Consider the following 21,830-nt stretch of genomic DNA (forward strand, 5'->3'; position numbering starts at 1 on the left):
GCGGCGAGGATACGTCTGCCCGGCCGCCGTCGCCGGCGCCGCAACGAAGGGCACACCGTGCAGTACTACGACAACGTCGTCGACATGATCGGCAACACCCCGCTGGTCCGCCTGCGGAACGTCACCGAGGGCATCCGGGCCACCGTGCTCGCCAAGGTGGAGTACGTCAACCCGGGCGGCTCGGTGAAGGACCGGATCGCGCTGCGCATGGTGGAGGACGCCGAGGCGGCCGGCCTGCTCAAGCCCGGCGGCACCATCGTCGAGCCGACCAGCGGCAACACCGGCGTCGGGCTGGCCCTGGTGGCCCAGCTCAAGGGCTACCGGTGCGTCTTCGTCTGCCCGGACAAGGTCAGCCAGGACAAGCAGGACGTGCTGCGGGCGTACGGCGCCGAGGTGGTGGTCTGCCCGACGGCGGTCGCCCCGGAGGATCCGCGCTCGTACTACAACGTGTCCGACCGGTTGACCCGCGAGATCCCCGGCGCGTGGAAGCCCAACCAGTACAGCAACCCGGCGAACCCGCGCTCGCACTACGAGACCACCGGCCCGGAGCTGTGGAAGCAGACCGAGGGTGGGCTCACCCACTTCGTGGCGGGGGTCGGCACCGGCGGCACGATCTCCGGCATCGGGCGGTACCTCAAGGAGGCCTCCGACGGCCGGGTGAAGATCATCGGCGCGGACCCGGAGGGTTCGGTCTACTCCGGCGGCACCGGCCGGCCGTACCTGGTCGAGGGTGTCGGCGAGGACTTCTGGCCCGAGACGTACGACTGGGCCGTCGCCGATGAGATCATCGAGGTGTCCGACAAGGCGTCGTTCGAGATGACCCGGCGGCTGGCCCGCGAGGAAGGGCTGCTGGTCGGCGGCTCCTGCGGGATGGCCGTGGTGGCCGCGCTGGAGGTGGCGCGCAAGGCCGGCCCGGACGACGTCGTGGTGGTGCTGCTGCCGGACGGCGGCCGGGGTTACCTCTCGAAGATCTTCAACGACTCGTGGATGGCCCGGTACGGCTTCCTCGACAACTCCGGCGCCGAGCCCACCGTGGCCGACGCGCTGGCCAGCAAGCCGGGCGGCCTGCCCGAGTTGGTGCACGTGCACCCGACCGAGACGGTCCGCGACGCGATCGACTACATGCGCGAGTACGGCGTCTCGCAGTTGCCGGTGCTGAAGGCCGAGCCGCCGGTGGTGACCGGTGAGGTCGCCGGCTCGATCGCCGAGCGGGACCTGCTCGACGCGCTGTTCACCGGCCAGGCCCACCTGCACGACACCATCGAGCGGCACATGGGTGACCCGCTGCCGATGATCGGTGGCGGCCAGCCGGTCAGCGAGGCCGTGGGCCTGCTGGAGAAGTCCGACGCCGCCCTCGTCCTGGTCGACGGCAAGCCCAAGGGCGTCCTGACCCGCCAGGACCTCCTGTCCCACCTCGGGGCCCACTAGCTGCTACCGCCCCGCGAAATGCCCCCGCAGGCTTCCCCTGCGGGGGCACAGGGCACCCCGCGCGTCCTTTGCTCTGCTTCAACCCAGGCAACAGAAACGCTCGGTCACTGTTGCCTCCGCTGAAGCAGAGCAAAGGCTTTGGGTGAGGTGGATGGGGTGCCCGGCTGGGCCGCGCTGAGGGTGGTCGTTCCGCTGCCGGCCGCTGCTCAGAGGGGGCGCATGTAACGGAGTTGGATCGTGGGGGCGGTGCCCATGTGCTCCTCGCGTTCCGTGCCGGTCGGGGTCCAGCCGCCGCGCTCGTAGAACGCGCGGGCGTGGGCGTTCTCCCGCAGCACCCAGAGCACCGCGCGACTCCAGCCCCGGTCGCGCATGGCGTCGAGCGCGTCCACCATCAACGCGCGGCCGGTGCCCCGCCCCTGCTCGGCCGGGTCCAGGTGGATCGCGTTGAGCAGTCCGGTCGTCGGGTCGTCCTCGTCGTCCGGCCCCACGTAGCTGAATCCGACGAGCGCGCCGAGACGTTCCGCCACGGTCATCCGGTGGGTGTCCCGTTCCCACTGCCACCGCTCGACCCAGTACCGCCCCATCGCCTCCGGCGTCGGGTCGGCCAACGCCGCGGCCGGCAGGAACGAGGAGTACGCCGCGACCCGGGAACGCTGGTGCAGGGCACCCACGCCCATCAGGTCGTCACCGGTCGCGGGGCGGAGCGTGACAGTCACTTGGCCGAGGCTACCCGGCGCGGTGGGACCTGCACGGTGGTCAGATCCTCGGCGATGACCAGATCGCCGTCGAAGTGCGCACGGGCCTCGTCGTGGAAGCGGCGCGCATCGGAGTAGCGCTGGGAGAAGTGGGTCAGCACCAACGTGCGTACCCCCGACTCGGTGGCCACCCGCGCGGCCTGCGCCGCGGTCAGGTGGCCGACCTCGGCGGCCAGCGCGGCCTCCGACTCCAGGAACGTCGACTCGATGACCAGCAGGTCGGCGTGCTCGGCCAGGGCGTACACGCCGTCGCAGAGGCCGGTGTCCATCACGAACGCGAACCGCTGCCCCGGTCGGGGCACGCTCACCTCGTCCCGGGTGACGCGACGCCCGTCGAGGTCCAGGTGCCCGACGCGGATCAGCTCGCCGACGGCCGGGCCGGCGATGCCGTACGCGGCCAGCTTCTCCGGCAGCATCCGGCAGCCGTCCGGCTCGACGAGCCGATAGCCGTACGTCTCGATGGGGTGCCGCAGTTGGCGGGCCTCCAGCGTGCCGCAGCGCAGGGCGATCCGCTGCCCGTCGGTCTCGATCGGGGTGACCGCCAGCTCGGCGCTCTCGTAGAAGGAGGTGGCGTGCCGCAGGCGGGCGAAGTACTCGGCGCCGCCCGCCGGAAAGTGCACGGCCACCGGATGCGGGACCCGGTCCAGCGAGAGCCGCTGGATGGTGCCGGGCAGACCGAGACAGTGGTCGCCGTGGAAGTGCGTGACACAGATCCGGGTCAGATCGCTGGCGGTGACGGTGGTGTGCAGGAGTTGACGCTGGCTGCCCTCGCCCGGGTCGAAGAGGATCACCTCGTCGTCCCAGCGCAGCACGTAACCGTTGTGGTTGCGCTGCCGGGTGGGGGTCTGGCTGGCCGTCCCGAGAATCACCAGCTCGCGCATCGACACGCTGATCTCCCGCAGATATGGAGCGACCCCCGGGGCGCTCCACGCTGTCGCGTGGGCCGGCTGGACAAAGCCGGCACCCCGGGGGTCGGGTGGCTGTCGTGGATTCGCCGCACCGCTGCCACACGGTCTCGACGGTCGTACTGGTTGCCCGCCTCGCGGCGGACGATCACTGTCGAGGACAGCGGCTAGCGGACAGCCACCTCACGAGTCCGATTGCTATACAAGTCTGGACCACCTCCTTTCACGTGTACCGCCACGCTATCGAGTCCTCGGCGGGCTCGGCAACGGATTTCGATCACAGGGCCGAACGGGAATGCCCGGCCGCCATGTCGGCGGCCGGGCATCAGGTGGGCTGAGGGTCAGCCGGCGGTACGGGCCACGCCGACCGGGCAGCTCAGGCCGTTCGGGCCGTGGTTGCAGTACCCGTTCGGGTTCTTCGTCGGAGCCAGATACTGCTGGTGGTAGTCCTCGGCGAAGAAGTAGCTGCCGAGCGGGGCGATCTCGGTGGTGATCTCACCCTTGCCGGCCCGGGTCACGATCGGCTGGAAGGCGTCCCGCGACGACTCCGCGATGGCCCGCTGCTCGTCGGTGGTCGTGTAGATCGCCGACCGGTACTGGGTGCCCACGTCGTTGCCCTGGCGCATGCCCTGGGTCGGGTCGTGGTTCTCCCAGAAGACCTTCAGCAGGTCCTCGTACGTGATCTTGCTGGGGTCGTACACCACCTGGACGACCTCGGCGTGCCCGGTGCGGCCGGAACACGTCTCCTCGTACGTCGGGTTGGTGGTGAAGCCGCCTGCGTAACCGGCGGAGGTCGTGTACACCCCGGGCAGCGTCCAGAACAGCCGCTCGGCGCCCCAGAAGCAGCCCATCCCGAACACGGCCACCTGGAGGCCCTCCGGGAACGGACCCTTCAGCGGGGTGCCCAGAACCTCGTGACGGTCGGCGACCGGCATCGAGATCGGGCGGCCCGGCAGGGCCTGCTCGGGCGTGATCATCTCGGCGTTCATACGGCGCAGGAACACGGTGGGACTCCTCTCATGCGTCTCCCAGCGTGTAACACCGGTGGGCTCTGCTTCCTTACCCGCGCGACTGTGACTCAGGCCCCTCCGCCGAGGGCGGTGGCGATCCGGTCGGCGTAGCTCTGTGCCTCGGCGTCGTCGCCGTACCGGGTGCGCGGCCAGAAGAAGCCGCGCAGCCCGTCACCCTTGGTGCGGGGGACCACGTGGGTGTGCAGATGGGGGACGGACTGGGACACCCGGTTGTTCATCGCCACGAACGTCCCACCGGCCCCCAGGCCGGCCTCCACGGCCACGGCCAGCCGCTGGACCAGCGCGAAGTAGCCGGGTAGCAGGTCGGCCGGCAACTCGGCCAGGGTCACCAGGTGCGTCCGGGGCACCACCAGCACGTGTCCCGCGAAGACCGGGCGGGTGTCCAGGAACGCCACCCCGTCCGGCTCGTCGGCGACCCGGAACGCCGGAACGTCACCCGACACGATCCCGCAGAACACGCACCCGCTCATCGCGCCAGGCTATAGCGCTGACCTCCGGTGACGTGCCCCCCACGCACGCATCGACTGTGGTACTCATTTACGTGTCTGGATCAAGAACATGGGGGGAACGCACGTGCACATCAACAGACGCACGACCCTGGCGCTGGCCGTACTGGCCGCCGGGTTGGTCACCGCCGGACTCCCGGGCCCTGCCCAGGCCGCCCCCGCGCAGACGGCCACCCCGCTGTCGTTGCCGGCGGTGGCCGACGTGGTCTCGTCCGGTGACCGGGTCTTCGTCAGCGGCGGCCCCTCCTCGACCGACGTCGTGGTGGCCAGCGCGACGGGTGCGGTCGTGGGCACCCTGTCCGGCCTGCCCGGCCCGTCCGACCTGCTGCTCAGCGCCGACCGGCAGACCCTCTACGTAGCGCTGCCGACCGCCAACGCCATCGCCGCCTTCGACACCGGCTCGCTCGTCGAGTCGGCCCGGTACGACACCGGCGCGGGCGAGTGCCCGTCGTCGCTGGCGCTGACCGGGCGGTACCTGTGGTTCGGGTACGGCTGCGGCGGCTGGGACGGCAACATCGGCCGGATCGACCTGGGCCGCCAGCCGGCGCGGGTGACCACGGGTCTGGACACCGGTAGCGGCTTCTACGGCGCTCCGCTGCTGACCGCCGCCGGGCAGAACCGTTCGGTGCTGCTGGCCGGGCAGCCCGGCCTGAGCCCCGCGTCGGTGTACACGTACACGATCGGCGCGGGGGGCGTGCTGAGCGCGCCGGGCACCAACGAGTTCATGGCGATCGGCAGCAACCTGCGCGACATCGCCCTCGACCCGACCGGCGCCACCGTGTTCACCGCGTCCGGTGCCCCGTACGAGGTGCAGGCGTTCCCGTTCGCCGACATCACCACCCCGTCGGCCACCTACCGCACCGGCGCGTACCCCAATGCTGTCGAGGTCTCGCGTGACGGCACCCGGATCGCCGGCGGCGCGGACGCCTCCTACGACCCGGACGTGTTCGTCTTCTCCACGGGCGGCACCGAGCTGGCCCACTTCGAGCTGGGCGACGAGCTCAGCCCGGGAGCGCTGGCCTGGGCCCCGAACGGCGCACGGCTCTACGCGGTCTCCTACGACTGGACCGGAACCCACCCGGTCACCCTGCACGTCCTGCCCGTCCCGGCCGCCTGAGGTTCGTCCCGGCGTCGAACCGGAGCGTGGGGTCGGGCCTGGCCGGTCCGCCCCCCGCCCGGAGCGCGGGTTCCGTGACAGGTCGCCGCGACGGGGCACTAGCCTCACCAGAATGAGTCACGGCTTCGAGACGCTCGCCATTCACGCCGGTCAGGACCCTGAGGCCCGCACCGGCGCGGTGATCCCGCCGATCTACCAGACCAGCACGTACGCCCAGGACGCGGTCGGCGCGCCCCGGCTCGGCTACGAGTACAGCCGCTCCGGCAACCCGACCCGCGACGCCCTCCAGGAGTGCCTGGCCGCGCTGGAGGGCGGGCCGGTGGGTCTCGCCTTCGCCAGTGGCCTGGCCGCCGAGGACACCCTGCTGCGGGCGGTGTGCCAGCCGGGCGATCACGTGATCATCCCGGACGACGCGTACGGCGGCACCTACCGGCTCTTCGCCCGGGTGGCCCAGCGCTGGGGGCTGGAGTTCACGCCGGCCAAGGTCTCCGACCCGGCCGCGGTCCGGGCCGCCGTGCAGCCCGGTCGGACGAAGATCGTCTGGGTGGAGACGCCGACAAACCCGCTGCTCGGCATCGCCGACATCGCCGTCCTGGCCGGTGTGGCGCACGAGGCCGGCGCGCTGCTGGTGGTCGACAACACCTTCGCCTCGCCGTACCTCCAGCAGCCGATCGCGTACGGCGCCGACGTGGTGGTGCACTCCACCACCAAGTACATCGGCGGGCACTCGGACGTGGTGGGCGGCGCGCTCGTCGTCGCCGACGCGGCGCTCGGCGAGGAACTGCGCTACCACCAGAACGCGATGGGCGCGATCAACGGCCCGTTCGACGCGTGGCTCACCCTGCGCGGCATCAAGACCCTCGGGGTACGCATGGACCGGCACTGCGACAACGCCGAGCGCCTGGCCGCGTACCTCGACGGGCACGCGAAGGTAGCCGAGGTGATCTATCCCGGGCTGCCCTCGCACCCTGGTCACGAGGTGGCGGCCAAGCAGATGCGCCGGTTCGGCGGCATGATCTCGTTCCGGGCCGCCGGCGGCGAGGAGCACGCCGTGGAGATCTGCAACCGGGCCAAGCTCTTCGTGCTCGCCGAGTCGCTGGGCGGTGTCGAATCGCTGATCGAACACCCGGGCCGGATGACACACGCAAGTGCTGCCGGCTCGCCGCTTGAAGTTCCCGGCGATCTCGTGCGACTGTCTGTCGGCATCGAGACGGTCGACGACCTGCTCGCCGATCTGGAGCAGGCGCTGGGCTGACCGCTGGGGAGGACGGCCGTGCAGGACATCATGGCGACCTGGGTCGGGGCGACCGCCAAGCAGATCGCCCGGGGCGTACGCCGGGGTGACGTCTCGGCCACCCAGGTCGTCGCCGACCACCTCGAGTACATCGCGTCCGCCGACCGCGAACTGGCCGCGTTCCGCGCCGTTCGCGGCGGCGAGGCGATCACCGAGGCGGAGAAGGTCGACGAGCAGGAGGACCTGGCCAACCTCCCCCTGGCCGGGGTGCCGGTGGCGGTCAAGGAGAACACCCCGGTCGCCGGCCTGCCCACCTGGAACGGATCGGCCGCCGTCCGGACCGAGGTCGCGGAGGCAGACCACGAGGTCGTCCGGCGGCTGCGCGGCGCCGGCGCGGTGATCCTCGGGGTCACCCGGATGCCCGAGTTGGGGCTGTGGGCGCTCACCGACGACGACAGCGCGGTGACGCGCAATCCGTGGGACAACACCCGTACCCCGGGGGGTTCTTCGGGCGGCGCGGCGGCCGCGGTCGCCGCCGGCCTGGTGCCGATCGCGCACGGCAACGACGGCCTCGGCTCGATCCGCATCCCAGCGGCCTGCTGCGGTCTGGTCGGCCTCAAGCCCGGTCGCGGTGTGGTGCCCTGCCAACTCGGCGCGGACGACTGGTTCGGCCTGACCGAGCACGGGATGCTCGCCAGCACGGTCGCCGACGCCGCCGTCGGTTTCTCGGTGCTCGCCGGCCGCCGCCCGGAGAAGCTGGTACCGCCGCAGCGGCTGCGCGTCGGTGTCTCGCTGCGCTCACCGGTGCGTGGTGTCGCGCCGGACGAGCCCAACCGGGACGCGGTGGCCGCCGCCGGCCGGCTGCTCGCCGCCGCCGGCCACGACACCGTGCCGGCCGATCCGGTCTACCCCACGGCCCTGGGCCTACAGGGCCTCGCCACCTGGTTCGCCGCGGCCGCCGCCGACGTCCGGGCCGCCGGGCTGGACCGGCGCGGCCTGCAACGCCGTACCCGGCGGCACGTCGCGCTGGGCGAGTGGGCACAGCGGCGCGGCTACGTCCGGGAGGCCGACCGGGCCGCCTGGCGGCAGCGGTCGGTCGACTTCTTCACCGACCACTCCGTCGACCTGCTGCTCACGCCCGCTCTGGCGAGCGCGCCGCCGGAGGCCGACCGCTGGTCGCAGCGGTCCTGGCGGGCGAACCTGTCAACCAACATCAGGTACGCCCCGTACGCCGCGCCGTGGAACGTCGCCGGCCTGCCGGCGATCGTGGTGCCGGTGGGACGTCGCCCGGACGGGCTGCCGGTCGCCGTGCAACTCGTCGGCCCGCCCGGTTCGGAGCTGCTGTTGCTCGGCGTGGCCGGTCAGTTCGAGATGACCGCCCCGTGGTCGCGGCACGCCCCCGGCTATCCCCTCGTCGGAACGGGGTCGCCGGCCAGCGCATGATCGTCTAGCGTGTGCGCGCATCGTCGCGCGAACCACGGGGGACACCAATGCGTTGCCAGACCTGCGGAGAGGCCACGTCCTCCGAGCACAACGAATGCCCGCGCTGCCACACGCCGCTCGGCCAGCCGGCGGTCACACCGGGGTTGGCGACCTACCGGGTACGGGGGATCGGCCTGGCGGCCAGCGTCGCCGTCGGCGCGACGGCCGTGCTCTACCTGGTGGTGGCGCTGTCCCCGCTGATCGGGATGATGCTGGCCCGGCGGGCGATGGCCGGTGACGACCCGGATCTGCTCCTCGGAGCGGTGGTCATCACCGTCGTGGTGTCGCTGACCATGACCGTGGCCTACCTCACCGCCGCCGTACTGGTGATCATCTGGACCTGGCGGGCACGCAAGAACACCGACGCCTTCCCCGGCGCGCTGCCCACCCTCGGCGCGGGCTGGGCGATCGCCGGCTGGCTGGTGCCGTTCGCGAACTTCGTGGTGCCGGCCCGGGTCGTGGCGGGCGTGGCGCGGGACAGCCTCTGGCGACGGTTCACGCCCACCCTGGTGAGCGTCTGGTGGTGCTCGTGGCTGGTGTTCAGCGTCGGCGAGCGGCTGAGCAGCCGCCTTGAGGACAAGGCGTACGCGAAGTTGCCGGAGACCCCGTTCAACGACGCCGGCTATCAGGCGTACGTCGACCACTACCGGGACTCGCTGCTGCGCAACACCCTGCCGGCGCTGGGCTGCGCGATCGCGGCGGTGACGCTGATCCTGCTGATCCACCGGATCTCCGCGGCCCAGGAGGCCCGGATCGCCCGCGCCGCCCCGGCCTGGCCGACCGCCCCGGTCTGGCCAGCACAGGCATGGCCGCCCGCTCCGCCTGCCGTGCCCGCCCCACCGGCCGCTGGATCCGCCCCGGCGGCCGCGACCACCCCGGCCCCGGCGGACGCCCCCGCCTCGGCGGCCCCGGCGGACGCGACCGCGTCGGCTATCCCGGTGTCGCCGACGGAGCAGCCGAGGTCGGGTGGCACGATCGGGGCATGACGGAACTGGTCGGCCTCGACGACGTACGGGCTGCGCGGAAACTGCTGGCCGACGTCGTCCGGACCACCCCGCTGGAGCCCTCCCGGCCGCTGAGCGCGGCACTGGGCGGACCGACGTGGCTCAAGTGCGAGAACGTGCAGCGCGCCGGCTCGTACAAGGTGCGTGGCGCGTACGTGCGGATCTCCCGGCTGTCGGCGGCGGAGCGGGAGCGTGGTGTGGTCGCGGCGAGCGCCGGCAACCACGCCCAGGGCGTGGCGCTCGCCGCCGGGCTGGTCGGCACGCACGCGACGGTCTTCATGCCGGTCAACGCGCCGCTGCCGAAGGTCGCCGCCACCAAGGGGTACGGCGCACAGGTCGAGCTGGCCGGCGCCACCGTCGACGAGTCGCTGGTGGCCGCGCAGACGTACGCCGAGCGGACCGGCGCGGTGCTCATCCACCCGTTCGACCATCGGGACGTGATCGCCGGGCAGGGCACGGTCGCCCTGGAGATCCTCGACCAGTGCCCCGACGTGCGGACGATCATCACGGGCGTGGGCGGGGGCGGCCTGATCTCGGGCATGGCGGTGGCGGCCAAGGCGCTGCGCCCGGACGTACGCATCATTGGGGTGCAGGCGGCGGGCGCGGCGGCCTTCCCGCCCTCCCTGGTGGCCGGAGAGCCGGTCCGGCTGCCGGCGTTCGCCACCATCGCGGACGGCATCGCGGTCGGACGGCCGGGGGAGATCACCTTCAACCATGTCCGCAAGCTCGTCGACGAGATCGTCACGGTCTCCGAGGAGGACATCTCGCGGGCCCTGCTGATGCTGCTGGAACGCGGCAAGCAGGTCGTCGAACCGGCCGGGGCGGTCGGCGTGGCCGCACTCCTGGCCGGCGTGGTGGAGGTGGAGACGCCAGCGGTCGCGGTCCTCTCCGGCGGCAACATCGATCCCCTGCTGATGATGCGGGTGATCGAACACGGTCTCGCCGCGGCCGGCCGCTACCTGCGGGTGACCGTGCGCTGTTCGGATCGGCCCGGCCAGCTCGCGTCACTGCTCAGCCAGATCGCCGAGCACCGGGCCAACGTGGTGGACGTGGAACACCAGCGGGCCAACCCGCACCTCGGTCTCGGCGAGGTGGAGGTGGCGTTGTCGGTGGAGACCCGTGGCGTGGAGCACTCCGACACGTTGATCAGCGCGCTGCGCGCCAGTGGCTACCAGGTGGTGTTCGCCGCCGAGGCGTGACAGGCGGTGTCACGCCCCGACGGCGTCACGCCGTGGGCGGTACGCGGTGCTCAGCCGGAGAACGGCTCGAAGCTGACCACGGTCACCTTGATGTCGGCGCCGCTCGGTGCCGTGTAGGTGCAGGTCTGACCGGCGCGACCACCCAGGATCGCCTTGCCCAGGGCGGACTCGGGGCTGTAGACCGTCAGGTCGGTGGTGGCGGCGATCTCCCGCGAGCCGAGCAGGAAGGTCTCGGTGTCGTCGGTGTCGTCGTCGAAGTAGATCGTCACCACCATGCCCGGTGACACCGCGTCGGCCGTCGGCGCGGCGCCGACCTTGGCGGTGCGCAGCAGCTCCTGCAGGTAGCGGATGCGGCCCTCGGCCTTGCCCTGCTCCTCGCGGGCGGCGTGGTAGCCGCCGTTCTCGCGCAGGTCGCCCTCTTCGCGGCGGGCGTTGATCTCGGCCGCGATCGCCGGACGGTTGGCGATGTGCTCGTCGAGCTCGGCCTGGAGGCGGTCGTACGCGTCCTGGGACAGCCAGGTGGCGGGCGCCTCGTTGCCAGTGGACACAGGCGTTCTCCTCGGTTGTGCGTGGCTGGCTGACAGGTGAACTACCAAGCTACCAGTGCGGTACGACACAGCGTGTCGGCGATCACCGGCGGTGTCCGTATCCGACACCCGCGGTCGACGCCGGGCGGCGGTCGTCACCGGGTGATGTCTGCGCAGTTCAGGACGGTGCTCGGCAGCGCAGCACCTCGCCGATGAACGGTCGGGCGCTGGTCTTCAGCAGGTGCCGGGCGCTGACGTGCCGCTCACCCGGGGCGGCGGTCACCGTGACCTCGTCCCGGGCCACCTCGACGCCGGCGCGGTCCCGGGCGCGCAGGACGCAGACGGCCGAGCCGCCCTCCGGTACGCGCACCCGGAAGTCGACCACCACCTGGTTGTCCGTGATGTCGGTGTACGTGAGCACCTGGGCGTCGTAGACCGGGTCGCCGTACTGCCGGTAGAGCCGTAGCGAGATCAGGCTCAGTCCCACCACCAGCACCAGGAGCACCAGGGCGGCCAGCAGCGTGCGTCGCCGGCCTCCGCCGGGCGCCCGACGTCGGCCATAGCGTCCGGCCGGAAAGACCGGCGCGCCCGGTGAAATTGTGGCGTGCGTCTCGGTCACCGGCGGGTATCTCCTGGCGTTGTTGTCGGCGGCATCGGCAAGAATGGCAGAAGTCCATCCTCCCAGCCCGGCCGAACGCCAGGAACGGCAGGTCGGGTCCCGCAGGTGCCGACCGGCGGCGGGGCGAGGGAGGGTCCTGGCAGGTCAGCCGGTCGAGCCCGGTCGGGTCCACCCGGCCGGCACAGACGAGGAGCGCCGAAAGTTGGCAGAGCAGCTGCGTCTCATGGCCGTCCACGCGCACCCGGACGACGAGTCGAGCAAGGGTGCGGCGACCATGGCGAAGTACGTCGCCCAGGGGGTCGACGTACTGGTGGTGACGTGCACCGGCGGTGAGCGCGGCAGCGTGCTCAACCCCAAGCTCGACCGGCCCGACGTCTGGGCCAACATCGCGGACATCCGGCGGGCCGAGATGGACGCCGCGCGGGCGATCCTCGGCGTTGACCAGGCCTGGCTCGGGTTCGTCGACAGCGGCCTGCCCGAGGGCGACCCGCTGCCGCCGCTCCCCGAGGGCTGCTTCGCCCTCCAGGACGTCGAGGTGGCCGCCGGCCCCCTCGTCCGGCTGATGCGGGAGTTCCGTCCCCACGTGGTCACCACGTACGACGAGGAGGGTGGCTACCCCCACCCCGACCACATCATGTGCCACAAGGTGAGCGTGGCCGCCTTCGAGGCCGCCGGTGATCCGGAGCGCTACCCCGAGCTGGGCACCCCCTGGCAGCCGCTGAAGCTCTACTACGACATCGGCTTCTCCAAGGCCAAGATCATGGCCCTGCACGAGGCGATGCTCGCCACCGGAGCCGAGTCGCCCTACGAGGAGTGGCTCAAGCGGTGGGACGAGCGTCCGGACAAGGGCCCGCGGATCACCACCCGGGTCGACTGCGCCGAATACTTCCCGGTGCGGGACGACGCGCTGCGAGCCCACGCCACCCAGGTCGACCCGGACGGCTTCTGGTTCCACGTGCCGATGGAGATGCAGCAGCGGGCGTGGCCGACCGAGGATTTCGAGCTGGTCCGCACCATGGTGGAGAGCCCGTTGCCCGAGTCCGACCTCTTCGCCGGAGTGCGGGAGACGGCGCACGCGCGCTGATTACGGCCGGGGCTACGCTGGTAGGCAATCGCACATCGGAGGACGACCATGCTGACCGCTGCCCAGGTGCTCGCGGAGAACAACTTCGGGGACACCCGCACGGGTGGTCTGGCCGGCCCGATGGGCCTCCTCCTCATCCTGCTGCTGGCCACCGCCACCATCCTGCTGATCCGGAACATGAACGCCCGACTGCGGCGGCTGCCCGACCGGTTCCCGCAGCCGGGGCGGGCGGTCGGTCCGACCGGGTCCGACGCTTCAGTCGTCGATCCGACAGACGGGGCCGGCGCGCATGATTCATCCACGCACGCTCCCAATGGGCACCAGCAGCAGCGGAACGGGTAGTACGCGCGTGATTCACGCCGAACCGGGTGGTGGACCCCTGTTGCGACCACCCGGTTTGGCTTAGCCTTCCGCCGGGGGACCAAAAGTCCCCGAGACGTGCGCGGGAGGGGGCGCCGATGGCCAGCACAGCACCGGCTGCCCGCCGTACCGTCGGTCGGTCGGCTGACGGGGGAGGTCGATGACCTCCGGCGCGGCCGGCGACCCGTTCGACCGGCTCGGGGTGCACGGCATGCCGGTCCGGCTGCGCGTGCTGACGGTCGCGGTGACGCTGACCGCGCTGGTCGCCGCCGTGGTCGGGTTGACGCTTCCGTCCGGGCTGCCGACCGACGACCCGCTGGGCGGTCCGGCCCGCTTCGGCATCGCGGTCGGTGTCCTGGCCCTGGCCCAACTCGCCCGGCTCCGGTTCCGCAGCGCCGCCGGCATGGTCAGCATCACCTGGGGTGAGGCGGCCCTGATCGTCTGCCTCTATCTCGCTCCGGCCGGCTGGCTGCCGTCGGCCACGCTGATCGGTGCCGGGCTGGCCTGGACGGGGCTGTCCCTGCACAGCGATCGCCGTCCGCCGCTGGAGGTCGTCCGGATCGCCGCGTCGCTGGCCGCCGCGTCGGCGCTGGCCGTGTCCGTGACCACCGCGTTGGGGCACCCTCTGCTCACCCCGCCCAACCCGATGCTGGCGCTGGCCGTGATCGCCGGGTCGGTGACGTACCTGATGGTGACGGGTTGGCTCGGCGCGGTGAGCCTGAGCCTGCGGCACGGGCTGCCGATCGGGGCGCCGCTGCTGGCCGCGCTGCGCGGCAAGCTGCTGATGTTCGTCGGCAACGTGGCGGTCGGCCTGGTCGTGATCGCGCTGCTGGAGCTGGACGCGCGCTGGTTGCTGCTGCTCCCGCCGCTGCTCTGGCTTCTGCAACAGACGTATCGTTACCGCCTCCGGGCGGACCAGGAACGTCGGACGTGGCGTGCCTTCGCCGAGGCCACCGCCGCTCTCAACCAGCTCGACGAGCGGGGCGTCGCCAGCGCGGCGGTGACGGGCGCGTTGACGCTGTTCAACGCCGAGTTGGTCGATGTCGAGGTGGCCCGGCCCGACGGCAGGTGGCGTCGCTACCGGGGGGACGCCAGCGGCCAGCTGCTCGACCGGGAGGTCAGCCCGCCGGACACGTCGGAGCCCGACGAGTACGAGCTGGTCCGACCCCTGGCGGTGGGTGCCGCGCCGGTCGGTCAGCTGCGGGTCCAGTTCCCCCGCTCCGCCCCGCCCACGACCCGCGAACGGGATGCGGTGGCCGCGTTCGGCGACGCGCTCGCGGCCGCACTGCACGACGCCGCGACGCACCGTGAGCTGCGGCTGGTCACCGCCCGATCGTCGTACGAGGCGGTGCACGACGCGCTGACCGGGCTGGCGAACCGCACGGCCATGCTCGGCAAGGGTGACCAGTCGTTGCGGCAGCTCGCCCACGACCACCCGGTGGCCCTGCTGCTGTTGGACATCAACCAGTTCAAAGAGGTCAACGACACCCTCGGGCACGCGGCCGGCGACCAGCTGCTGCGGCTGACGGCCAATCGACTCAGCGCGTTGGCCCGCCCGGGTGACCTGCTCGGCCGGCTCGGCGGCGACGAGTTCGCGCTGCTGCTCACCTCGGTTCCGGTGCTCGGTGATCGGGCCGCCCCCATGGCACACGCGCTACGCCAGGCCCGTGAGATCGCCGAGCGGCTGGCCGCGCCGACCGAGGTGGCCGGGGTGCGGATGTCCATCGAGGTCTCGGTGGGCGTGGTCGTGGCCGACGCCGGCACCGCCGACCTGACCGAGCTGCTGCGCCGCGCGGACATCGCCATGTACCAGGCCAAGGAGGGCGGCGGCAGCGTCGCCGCGTACGACAGCACCCGGGACGCGGCCAGCACCGACCAGCTCGCCCTGCTCGCCGAGCTGCGCGAGGCGCTGAAGGTCGACGACCAGTTGGTGCTGGCGTTGCAGCCGGCAGTCGACCTGGCGACCGGCGCGCCCACCGGGGTGGAGGCGCTGATCCGCTGGCAGCACCCCCGGCGCGGCTGGCTGGGCCCGGCCGACTTCATCCGCCCGGTGGAGAACAGCGAGCAACTCGGCACGTTCACCCGGTACGTGTTGGACAAGGCGCTCGGGGTGGCCGCCGGCTGGGCCCGCGAAGGGCTGGACGTCCCGATCTCGGTCAACCTGTCCGCGCGTAGCCTGCTCGACCCCCGCCTCCCGGCGGAGATCGCCGACGCCCTGCGCCGCCACCAGGTGCCGCCCCACCGGCTGGTCCTGGAGATCACCGAAACGGTGGTGATGAGCGAACTGGAGATCATCGACGAGGTGCTCGCCAACCTTCGGTTGATGGGTGTGCAGCTCGCGGTGGACGATTTCGGCACCGGCTTCTCCTCGTTGACCTTCCTGACCCGGATCGCCGTGGACGAGTTGAAGGTGGACCGCTCCTTCGTGATCCGGATGGCCGACTCGCCGGAGGCCGCGGCGATCGTCCGGACCACCGTGGGGCTCGCCCACGAGTTGGGGCTGCGGGTGGTCGCGGAGGGCGTGGAGACGGCCGAACAGCGGCTGGCCCTGGCCGAGCTGGGCTGCACGTCCGCGCAGGGCTACCACTTCTTCAAGCCGATGCCGGCCGACAAGATCGGCGCGGTGCTCGGGACCCTTCGCGACTCGGCCGAGTCGAACGTCTTCCGCCTGCGCGCCGACGGCGCCTCCTGACCGCCCGGCACGCCCGGGCGCGGGTGGTTATGGTCGTCGGGTGAATCGACTCGCCGACGCGACCTCCCCGTACCTGCTCCAGCACGCCGACAACCCGGTCGACTGGTGGCCCTGGTGCGACGAGGCGTTCGCCGAGGCGAAACGACGCGACGTCCCGGTGCTCATCTCGGTGGGCTACGCGGCCTGCCACTGGTGCCATGTCATGGCGCACGAGTCGTTCGAGAACGAGCAGGTCGGCGCTCTGCTGAACGACAACTTCGTGTCGATCAAGGTGGACCGCGAGGAGCGCCCCGACGTCGACGCCGTCTACATGACCGCCACCCAGGCGATGACCGGTCAGGGCGGTTGGCCGATGACGGTCTTCGCCACCCCGGACGGCACCCCGTTCTTCTGCGGCACCTACTTCCCGCGCGCCAACTTCACCCGCCTGCTCCAGTCGGTCACCACCGCCTGGCGGGACCAGCGGGACGAGGTGCTGCGCCAGGGCGCCGCCGTGGTCGAGGCGATCGGGGGCGCGCAGGCCGTGGGTGGCCCCACCGCGCCGCTGGACGGCCCGTTGCTCGACGCCGCGGCCGGCAACCTGGCCGGTGGGTACGACGAGACGAACGGCGGCTTCGGGGGCGCCCCGAAGTTCCCGCCGCACATGAACCTGCTCTTCCTGCTGCGCCACCACCAGCGCACCGGCGACCCGCGCAGCCTGGAGATCGTGCGGCACACCGCCGAGGCGATGGCCCGGGGCGGCATCTACGACCAGCTCGCCGGCGGTTTCGCCAGGTACTCCGTGGACGCGCACTGGACGGTGCCGCACTTCGAGAAGATGCTCTACGACAACGCGCTGCTGCTGCGCGTCTACACGCAGCTCTGGCGGCTGACGGGGGATCCGCTGGCCCGTCGGGTCGCCCGGGACACGGCCCGGTTCCTCGCCGACGAGCTGCACCGGGCGGGTGAGGGGTTCGCCTCCGCGTTGGACGCCGACACCGAGGGCGTCGAGGGGCTCACCTACGCCTGGACGCCCGCACAGCTCGTCGAGGCGCTCGGCGACGAGGACGGCCGATGGGCCGCCGACCTGTTCGCGGTCACCGAGGAGGGCTCTTTCGAACACGGCACGAGCGTGTTGCGGCTCGCGCGGGACGTCGACGACGCCGCACCCGAGATCCGTGGCCGCTGGCAGCGGGTGGTGGGGCAACTGCTCGCCGCCCGCGACACCCGGCCCCAGCCGGCCCGCGACGACAAGGTGGTGGCCGCCTGGAACGGTTTGGCGATCACCGCGATCGTCGAATTCCTCCAGGTCGCCGCGGTGTACGCGTCGCCGCAGGACGAGGACGCCAACCTGATGGACGGCGTGACCATCGTCGCCGACGGCGCGATGCGCGACGCGGCCGAGCACCTGGCCAAGGTGCACGTGGTCGACGGCCGGCTGCGCCGGGTCTCCCGCGACGGCAAGGTCGGCGAGCCGGCCGGCGTGTTGGAGGACTACGGCTGCGTGGCGGAGGCGTTCTGCGCCCTGCACCAGCTCACCGGTGAGGGGCGCTGGCTGACCGTGGCCGGTCAGCTGCTGGACACCGCCCTGGAGCGCTTCGCCGCGCCGGGCGGCGCCTTCTACGACACGGCCGACGACGCGGAGCAGTTGGTGGCCCGGCCGGCCGACCCGACCGACAACGCCACCCCGTCGGGCCGATCGGCGCTGGTCGCCGGGCTGGTGGCGTACTCCGCGCTGACTGGACAGACCCGCTACCGCGAGGCCGCCGAGGCCGCGCTCGCCACCGTGGCGCCGATCGTCGGACGGCACGCCCGCTTCGCCGGGTACGCGGCCACGGTCGGCGAGGCGCTGCTGTCCGGGCCGTACGAGATCGCGGTGGCGACCGACGACCCGGCCGGCGACCCGCTGGTGGCCGCCGCCCACCGGCACGCCCCGCCGGGAGCGGTGGTGGTCGCCGGCCTCCCGGACCAGCCCGGTGTGCCGTTGCTCGCGGACCGGCCGTTGGTCGACGGGCGGTCCGCCGCGTACGTCTGTCGGGGCTTCGTGTGTCAACGGCCCGTCACCTCCGTCGATGAGCTGGTCGCCGAGCTGGGCTGAATCGGGCACCCGGTAGGCTGGCCGCGCTATGGATTCCCGTACCGGATTGCCTGTTGTCGGCATGGTGGGTGGCGGCCAGTTGGCCCGGATGACCCACCAGGCCGCGATCGCCCTCGGCCAGTCACTGCGCGTGCTCGCCAGCGCCCCCGACGACGGAGCGGCGCTGGTCGCCGCCGACGTCCAGTACGGGGACCACACCGACCTGGCCGCCCTGCGCACCTTCGCCAAGGGCTGCGACGTGGTCACCTTCGACCACGAGCACGTGCCGTCCGAGCACATCCGCACGCTGGCGGCCGAAGGGGTGACCCTGTACCCGCCGGCGGACGCGCTGCTGCACGCCCAGGACAAGCAGGTCATGCGGGAACGCCTCACCGAGCTGGGCGTGCCCAACCCGGTCTGGCGGCCGGTCGGCGACCCCGCCGACCTGGTCGAGTTCGGCGAGCGGGTCGGCTGGCCGGTGGTGCTCAAGGCGGCCCAGGGCGGCTACGACGGTCGAGGCGTCTGGATGGTGGACGACGCCACCCAGGCCGCCGAGTTGGCCGCGACGCTGCTCGCCGGTGGCACCCGGTTGATCGCCGAGGAGCGGGTGCCGCTGCGCCGCGAACTCGCCGTGCAGGTGGCCCGCTCGCCGTTCGGTCAGGTGGCCGCGTACCCGGTGGTCGAGACGGTCCAGCGCGACGGCATCAACGTCGAGGTGCTGGCCCCGGCGCCCGGCCTCGACGAGGAGTTGGCGGTCTCCGCCCAGCAACTCGCCATCGACCTGGCCACCGCGCTCGGTGTGGTCGGTCTGCTCGCCGTGGAGCTCTTCGAGGTGCGCGACGACGCCGGTCGGCCGGCGATCGTGGTCAACGAGCTGGCGATGCGTCCGCACAACTCGGGGCACTGGACCATCGAGGGTGCCCGGACCTCCCAGTTCGAGCAGCACGTGCGGGCGGTCCTGGACTACCCGATGGGCGACACCGCGCTGACCGCGCCGGTCGTCGTGTCGGCGAACGTCCTCGGCGGCGAGCCGGGCGGGATGTCGATCGACGAGCGGCTGCACCACCTCTTCGCCGCCGAGCCGGGGGCCAAGGTGCACCTCTACGGCAAGCAGGTACGCCCCGGTCGCAAGATCGGGCACGTCACCGTGCTCGGCGACGACCTTGACGACCTACGGGCGCGGGCGGCGCGGGCCGTGCGCTGGCTCCAGGAGGGGCACGAGTGATCCGGGTGGCCGCTAACCAAGGAGGACTCCGGTGACCACGGTAGGGCTGATCATGGGCAGCGACTCGGACTGGCCGACCATGCGGGCCGCCGCCGAGGTACTCGACGACTTCGAGGTGTCCTACGAGGTGCGGGTCATCTCGGCGCACCGGACCCCGGTCGCGATGATCGATTACGGTCGTGACGCCGTCGACCGAGGGCTCAAGGTGATCATCGCCGGTGCCGGTGGCGCCGCCGCGCTGCCGGGCATGGTCGCCTCGGTGACCCCGTTGCCGGTGATCGGTGTGCCGGTGCCGCTGAAGCACCTCGACGGTATGGACTCGCTGCTGTCCATCGTGCAGATGCCGGCGGGGATCCCGGTGGCCACCGTGTCGATCGGCAACGCCCGCAACGCCGGCCTGCTGGCCGTCCGGATCCTCGGCGCGTCCGACGAGGTGCTGCGGACCCGGATGGCCACCTACCAGCAGGACCTGGAAGCGCTCATCAAGACCAAGGACGCGGCCCTCCAGGCCACCCTGCCCTGAGGCGTTCCGAAGGTGGTCACCGCGTTTCCCGGTCCGGGGAAGCACTCCGGCTGCCCCGGCCGGTGGTGACTCAGACCGGGTCGATCGCGAGGCTGGTGACCCGGTCGTCCTTGATGCCGAACACGAATGCGAAGGACAGTGGCCCGCCGGGGAAATCCCCGTCCGCGGAGGCCACCAGCCGGTCGTCCGCGAACGAGGTCGGCGTGAGCACGACCCTGGGACCGATCAGGTGCCCCTGGATCCACTCGCGGATCTCGGCCTCGCCGGCCCAGGTCTTTCCGTCATCGCCCACGGTGGCTCCGTCGCCGAATACCGCGGCCAGATCGTTCGCGTCGTGCGCGTTGGTGGCCGCGACGAAGTCGTCGACGGCCTTGGGCAGGGTGATGTCGTTCATGTCTGCTCTCCGATTCTCGGGGTGCCCGGACACGGGCGCGTACTGGTAGATCGGCTCAGAAGTCCGCGCTGCGGGAAAGCTTCTCGTTCGCGCGCAGTTCCGCGAGTGCGCTCTCGTGCATGGCGACAACGGCGTCGTAACCGGAGTTGCCGAGCACGATCCGCTTCGGTGGAACGGGGGTGTTCATCGCGTCGATCACGGCCCGCACGCCACGAACGGGATCGCCCGCCTGCTTGCCGTCATGCTCCACGAACGCCGCCTTGACGCGCTCGACCATCGGCACGTAGGCGTCGACGGTCTCGTCGACGGGCTCGTTCTGGAAGTAGGCGAAGGCCTTGGTGCGGAACGCGCCCGGCTCGACGACGAGCACCCGCACGCCGAACGGCTCGACTTCCTGGCGCAGTGTCTCCGACAGTCCTTCGAGCGCGAACTTCGCCGCCGCGTAGTAGCCGAACCCTTCCGCGCCGACGAGCCCCGCCACCGATGACATGTTCACGATCCAGCCGTCGCCGCGTGCCCGCATGCCGGGCAGGACCGCGCGCATCACCTCGACCACGGCGAACAGGTTGAGGTCGAACGTGCGGCGAACGATCTCGTCCGGGGCGCCCTCGACCGAGCCGTACCAGCCCCGGCCCGCGTTGTTGACGAGCACGTCGATCCCGCCGAACCGCTCCTCGGCCGTCCTGACCGCCGCCCGCACCTGGTCGGCATCGGTGACGTCGAGCGGGAGAACCAGCACCCGGTCGCCGTACGGTTCAGCCCATTCCTTCAGCTCAGCGGGCCGACGGGCGGTCACCACCACCCGATCGCCCTGTTCCAGGGCGGCCTCCGCGTAGACCAGGCCGAACCCGCCGGGCGTCCCACCCGTGATGAACCACGTTCGCATGGGCTTCTCCTTTCGCTATAGAAGGCAATGTAGCGCTATGTAGGTTACTATAGCAACCATGCAGAACGCACGGGATCGACTCCTGCTCGCCGCGGCGGAGTTGCTGCAGGCCGGCGGCACGATGTCCACGAGAGCGGTGTGCGAGCGCGCCGGGGTGCAGGCCCCGACGCTGTACCACCACTTCGGCAACAAGCAGGGCCTGATCGACGCCGTGGTGAACCACGGTTTCACCCAGTACACGGCCGTCGAGAGCTCCGGTGACCCGCTGGACGACCTGCGTGAGGGCTGGGACAAGCACGTGCGGTTCGGGCTGGAGCACCCGTCGTTCTACGGGCTGCTCTACGGGCGCGTCGAGCCGGGGAAGCCCTGCGCCGTCACCGCTCCCGCGCACGCCGCGTTGCGCCAGCGGTTCACCGAAACCGCAGCCCGTGGCCTGCTCAAGGTGCCGGTGGACGATGCCGCCGAGCAGGTGCTCGCCGCCAACGTCGGCATCACGCTCACGTTGATCAGCCAGCCGGAGCCGGATTTCGGGCTGTCCCGACGTGTCCGCGAGGCCGCGCTGGCCGGGGTCCTGCGCGCGCCCTCCACCGAGACCCCCGCGACCCGTACGAGCGCAGCCCTGACGCTGCGTGCGCTGGTCGGCAACGACCCGGGCGACCTCACCCCCGGCGAACGCGCACTGCTCGACGAGCTACTGGACCGCCTGGCCCACTAGGCCCCGGCCTCCGCGATCTTGCACTTTCGGTCGTCGTTACGCGGCATTTATCCCGTTATGCCGCGACAGAAAGTGCAAGATCGCGGCA

21 protein-coding genes are annotated in these 21,830 nt (G+C 71.8%); 13 read left to right on the forward strand and 8 right to left on the reverse strand.

All coding sequences use genetic code 11. The features are described from left to right. Positions 1-57 precede the first annotated feature (57 nt). Complete coding sequence (locus tag ACN269_RS24305) at positions 58-1,428, forward strand: cystathionine beta-synthase (protein ID WP_421474587.1); 1,371 nt, start codon at positions 58-60, stop codon at positions 1,426-1,428. Between the two features lie 206 nt (positions 1,429-1,634). Here the strand turns inward: ACN269_RS24305 and ACN269_RS24310 are convergent, their stop codons facing one another. The 4 genes from ACN269_RS24310 to ACN269_RS24325 form a co-directional block, all read right to left on the reverse strand. Continuing rightward, complete coding sequence (locus tag ACN269_RS24310; RefSeq protein WP_421474588.1) at positions 1,635-2,144, reverse strand: GNAT family N-acetyltransferase; 510 nt, start codon at positions 2,142-2,144, stop codon at positions 1,635-1,637. Beyond that, on the reverse strand, positions 2,141-3,070 hold the full coding sequence (locus ACN269_RS24315) for a ribonuclease Z (RefSeq protein ID WP_421474589.1): 930 nt from the start codon (positions 3,068-3,070) through the stop codon (positions 2,141-2,143). Before ACN269_RS24315 ends, ACN269_RS24310 begins: the two co-directional genes overlap by 4 nt. A gap of 359 nt (positions 3,071-3,429) precedes the next feature. Next, positions 3,430-4,092 (reverse strand): peptide-methionine (S)-S-oxide reductase MsrA, encoded by a 663-nt coding sequence (msrA, locus tag ACN269_RS24320; protein ID WP_357130066.1) that lies wholly within the window; start codon positions 4,090-4,092, stop codon positions 3,430-3,432. A gap of 74 nt (positions 4,093-4,166) precedes the next feature. Next, on the reverse strand, positions 4,167-4,589 hold the full coding sequence (locus ACN269_RS24325) for an HIT family protein (protein ID WP_421474590.1): 423 nt from the start codon (positions 4,587-4,589) through the stop codon (positions 4,167-4,169). A gap of 103 nt (positions 4,590-4,692) precedes the next feature. Here ACN269_RS24325 and ACN269_RS24330 point away from each other — a divergent pair, with 103 nt between their 5' ends. The 5 genes from ACN269_RS24330 (at position 4,693) to ilvA (ending at position 10,661) form a co-directional block, all read left to right on the forward strand. Beyond that, on the forward strand, positions 4,693-5,742 hold the full coding sequence (locus ACN269_RS24330) for a YncE family protein (protein ID WP_421474591.1): 1,050 nt from the start codon (positions 4,693-4,695) through the stop codon (positions 5,740-5,742). 112 nt (positions 5,743-5,854) lie between these two features. Beyond that, positions 5,855-6,997, forward strand: a complete 1,143-nt coding sequence (locus tag ACN269_RS24335) for a cystathionine gamma-synthase (RefSeq protein WP_421474592.1) — start codon at positions 5,855-5,857, stop codon at positions 6,995-6,997. Positions 6,998-7,027: 30 nt separating this feature from the next. Beyond that, the gene (locus ACN269_RS24340; RefSeq protein WP_421476537.1) at positions 7,028-8,419 is read left to right on the forward strand and encodes an amidase; all 1,392 of its coding nucleotides are present in this window, start codon (positions 7,028-7,030) and stop codon (positions 8,417-8,419) included. 47 nt (positions 8,420-8,466) lie between these two features. Further along, positions 8,467-9,444, forward strand: a complete 978-nt coding sequence (locus tag ACN269_RS24345; protein WP_421474593.1) for a DUF4328 domain-containing protein — start codon at positions 8,467-8,469, stop codon at positions 9,442-9,444. Beyond that, positions 9,441-10,661: a threonine ammonia-lyase gene (gene ilvA, locus ACN269_RS24350; protein WP_421474594.1), complete on the forward strand. Its 1,221-nt coding sequence runs from the start codon at positions 9,441-9,443 to the stop codon at positions 10,659-10,661. The genes ACN269_RS24345 and ilvA overlap by 4 nt, the downstream gene beginning before the upstream one ends. A 50-nt stretch (positions 10,662-10,711) precedes the next feature. Here the strand turns inward: ilvA and greA are convergent, their stop codons facing one another. Together greA and ACN269_RS24360 are read right to left on the reverse strand one after the other, a co-directional pair. Next, positions 10,712-11,209: a transcription elongation factor GreA gene (gene greA, locus ACN269_RS24355; RefSeq protein ID WP_355048818.1), complete on the reverse strand. Its 498-nt coding sequence runs from the start codon at positions 11,207-11,209 to the stop codon at positions 10,712-10,714. A 157-nt stretch (positions 11,210-11,366) separates the two neighbouring features. Then, a complete protein-coding gene (locus tag ACN269_RS24360; RefSeq protein WP_421474595.1) occupies positions 11,367-11,807 on the reverse strand; it encodes a DUF4307 domain-containing protein in 441 nt (146 codons plus the stop codon). 202 nt (positions 11,808-12,009) lie between these two features. Between ACN269_RS24360 and mca the strand changes: the two genes are divergently transcribed. The 6 genes from mca (at position 12,010) to purE (ending at position 19,747) form a co-directional block, all read left to right on the forward strand. Next, the gene (gene mca / locus ACN269_RS24365) at positions 12,010-12,891 is read left to right on the forward strand and encodes a mycothiol conjugate amidase Mca (protein ID WP_421474596.1); all 882 of its coding nucleotides are present in this window, start codon (positions 12,010-12,012) and stop codon (positions 12,889-12,891) included. Positions 12,892-12,939: 48 nt separating this feature from the next. After that, on the forward strand, positions 12,940-13,233 hold the full coding sequence (locus ACN269_RS24370) for a hypothetical protein (RefSeq protein ID WP_421474597.1): 294 nt from the start codon (positions 12,940-12,942) through the stop codon (positions 13,231-13,233). Positions 13,234-13,462: 229 nt separating this feature from the next. Continuing rightward, positions 13,463-15,943 (forward strand): putative bifunctional diguanylate cyclase/phosphodiesterase, encoded by a 2,481-nt coding sequence (locus tag ACN269_RS24375; RefSeq protein WP_421476539.1) that lies wholly within the window; start codon positions 13,463-13,465, stop codon positions 15,941-15,943. 40 nt (positions 15,944-15,983) lie between these two features. Next, entirely contained in the window at positions 15,984-18,020 is a 2,037-nt protein-coding gene (locus ACN269_RS24380) for a thioredoxin domain-containing protein (RefSeq protein ID WP_421474598.1), read from the forward strand. A gap of 28 nt (positions 18,021-18,048) precedes the next feature. Beyond that, complete coding sequence (locus tag ACN269_RS24385; RefSeq protein WP_421474599.1) at positions 18,049-19,224, forward strand: 5-(carboxyamino)imidazole ribonucleotide synthase; 1,176 nt, start codon at positions 18,049-18,051, stop codon at positions 19,222-19,224. Positions 19,225-19,255: 31 nt separating this feature from the next. Next, on the forward strand, positions 19,256-19,747 hold the full coding sequence (gene purE / locus ACN269_RS24390; RefSeq protein WP_421474600.1) for a 5-(carboxyamino)imidazole ribonucleotide mutase: 492 nt from the start codon (positions 19,256-19,258) through the stop codon (positions 19,745-19,747). A gap of 70 nt (positions 19,748-19,817) precedes the next feature. On the opposite strand, the gene ACN269_RS24395 is transcribed toward purE, so the two are convergent. After that, a complete protein-coding gene (locus ACN269_RS24395) occupies positions 19,818-20,141 on the reverse strand; it encodes a nuclear transport factor 2 family protein (protein ID WP_421474601.1) in 324 nt (107 codons plus the stop codon). 55 nt (positions 20,142-20,196) lie between these two features. Further along, on the reverse strand, positions 20,197-21,027 hold the full coding sequence (locus tag ACN269_RS24400) for an SDR family NAD(P)-dependent oxidoreductase (protein WP_421474602.1): 831 nt from the start codon (positions 21,025-21,027) through the stop codon (positions 20,197-20,199). Positions 21,028-21,085: 58 nt separating this feature from the next. Between ACN269_RS24400 and ACN269_RS24405 the strand changes: the two genes are divergently transcribed. Beyond that, positions 21,086-21,742 carry a TetR/AcrR family transcriptional regulator gene (locus tag ACN269_RS24405; RefSeq protein WP_421474603.1) on the forward strand — a complete coding sequence of 219 codons (657 nt, stop codon included), beginning with the start codon at positions 21,086-21,088 and terminating at the stop codon, positions 21,740-21,742. The last annotated feature ends 88 nt before the right edge of the window (positions 21,743-21,830 follow it).

Source organism: Micromonospora sp. WMMD736, assembly GCF_049179015.1.
Taxonomy (GTDB): Bacteria; Actinomycetota; Actinomycetes; order Mycobacteriales; family Micromonosporaceae; genus Micromonospora.

Coding starts and splice junctions, on each gene's coding strand:
- ACN269_RS24325 (WP_421474590.1), bottom strand. CDS start 4,589: ATGAGCGGGTGCGTGTTCTGCGGGATCGTGTCGGGTGACGTTCCGGCG.
- ACN269_RS24335 (WP_421474592.1), top strand. CDS start 5,855: ATGAGTCACGGCTTCGAGACGCTCGCCATTCACGCCGGTCAGGACCCT.
- ACN269_RS24340 (WP_421476537.1), top strand. CDS start 7,028: ATGGCGACCTGGGTCGGGGCGACCGCCAAGCAGATCGCCCGGGGCGTA.
- ACN269_RS24345 (WP_421474593.1), top strand. CDS start 8,467: ATGCGTTGCCAGACCTGCGGAGAGGCCACGTCCTCCGAGCACAACGAA.
- ilvA (WP_421474594.1), top strand. CDS start 9,441: ATGACGGAACTGGTCGGCCTCGACGACGTACGGGCTGCGCGGAAACTG.
- ACN269_RS24370 (WP_421474597.1), top strand. CDS start 12,940: ATGCTGACCGCTGCCCAGGTGCTCGCGGAGAACAACTTCGGGGACACC.
- ACN269_RS24375 (WP_421476539.1), top strand. CDS start 13,463: ATGCCGGTCCGGCTGCGCGTGCTGACGGTCGCGGTGACGCTGACCGCG.
- ACN269_RS24385 (WP_421474599.1), top strand. CDS start 18,049: ATGGATTCCCGTACCGGATTGCCTGTTGTCGGCATGGTGGGTGGCGGC.
- ACN269_RS24395 (WP_421474601.1), bottom strand. CDS start 20,141: ATGAACGACATCACCCTGCCCAAGGCCGTCGACGACTTCGTCGCGGCC.
- ACN269_RS24400 (WP_421474602.1), bottom strand. CDS start 21,027: ATGCGAACGTGGTTCATCACGGGTGGGACGCCCGGCGGGTTCGGCCTG.
- ACN269_RS24405 (WP_421474603.1), top strand. CDS start 21,086: ATGCAGAACGCACGGGATCGACTCCTGCTCGCCGCGGCGGAGTTGCTG.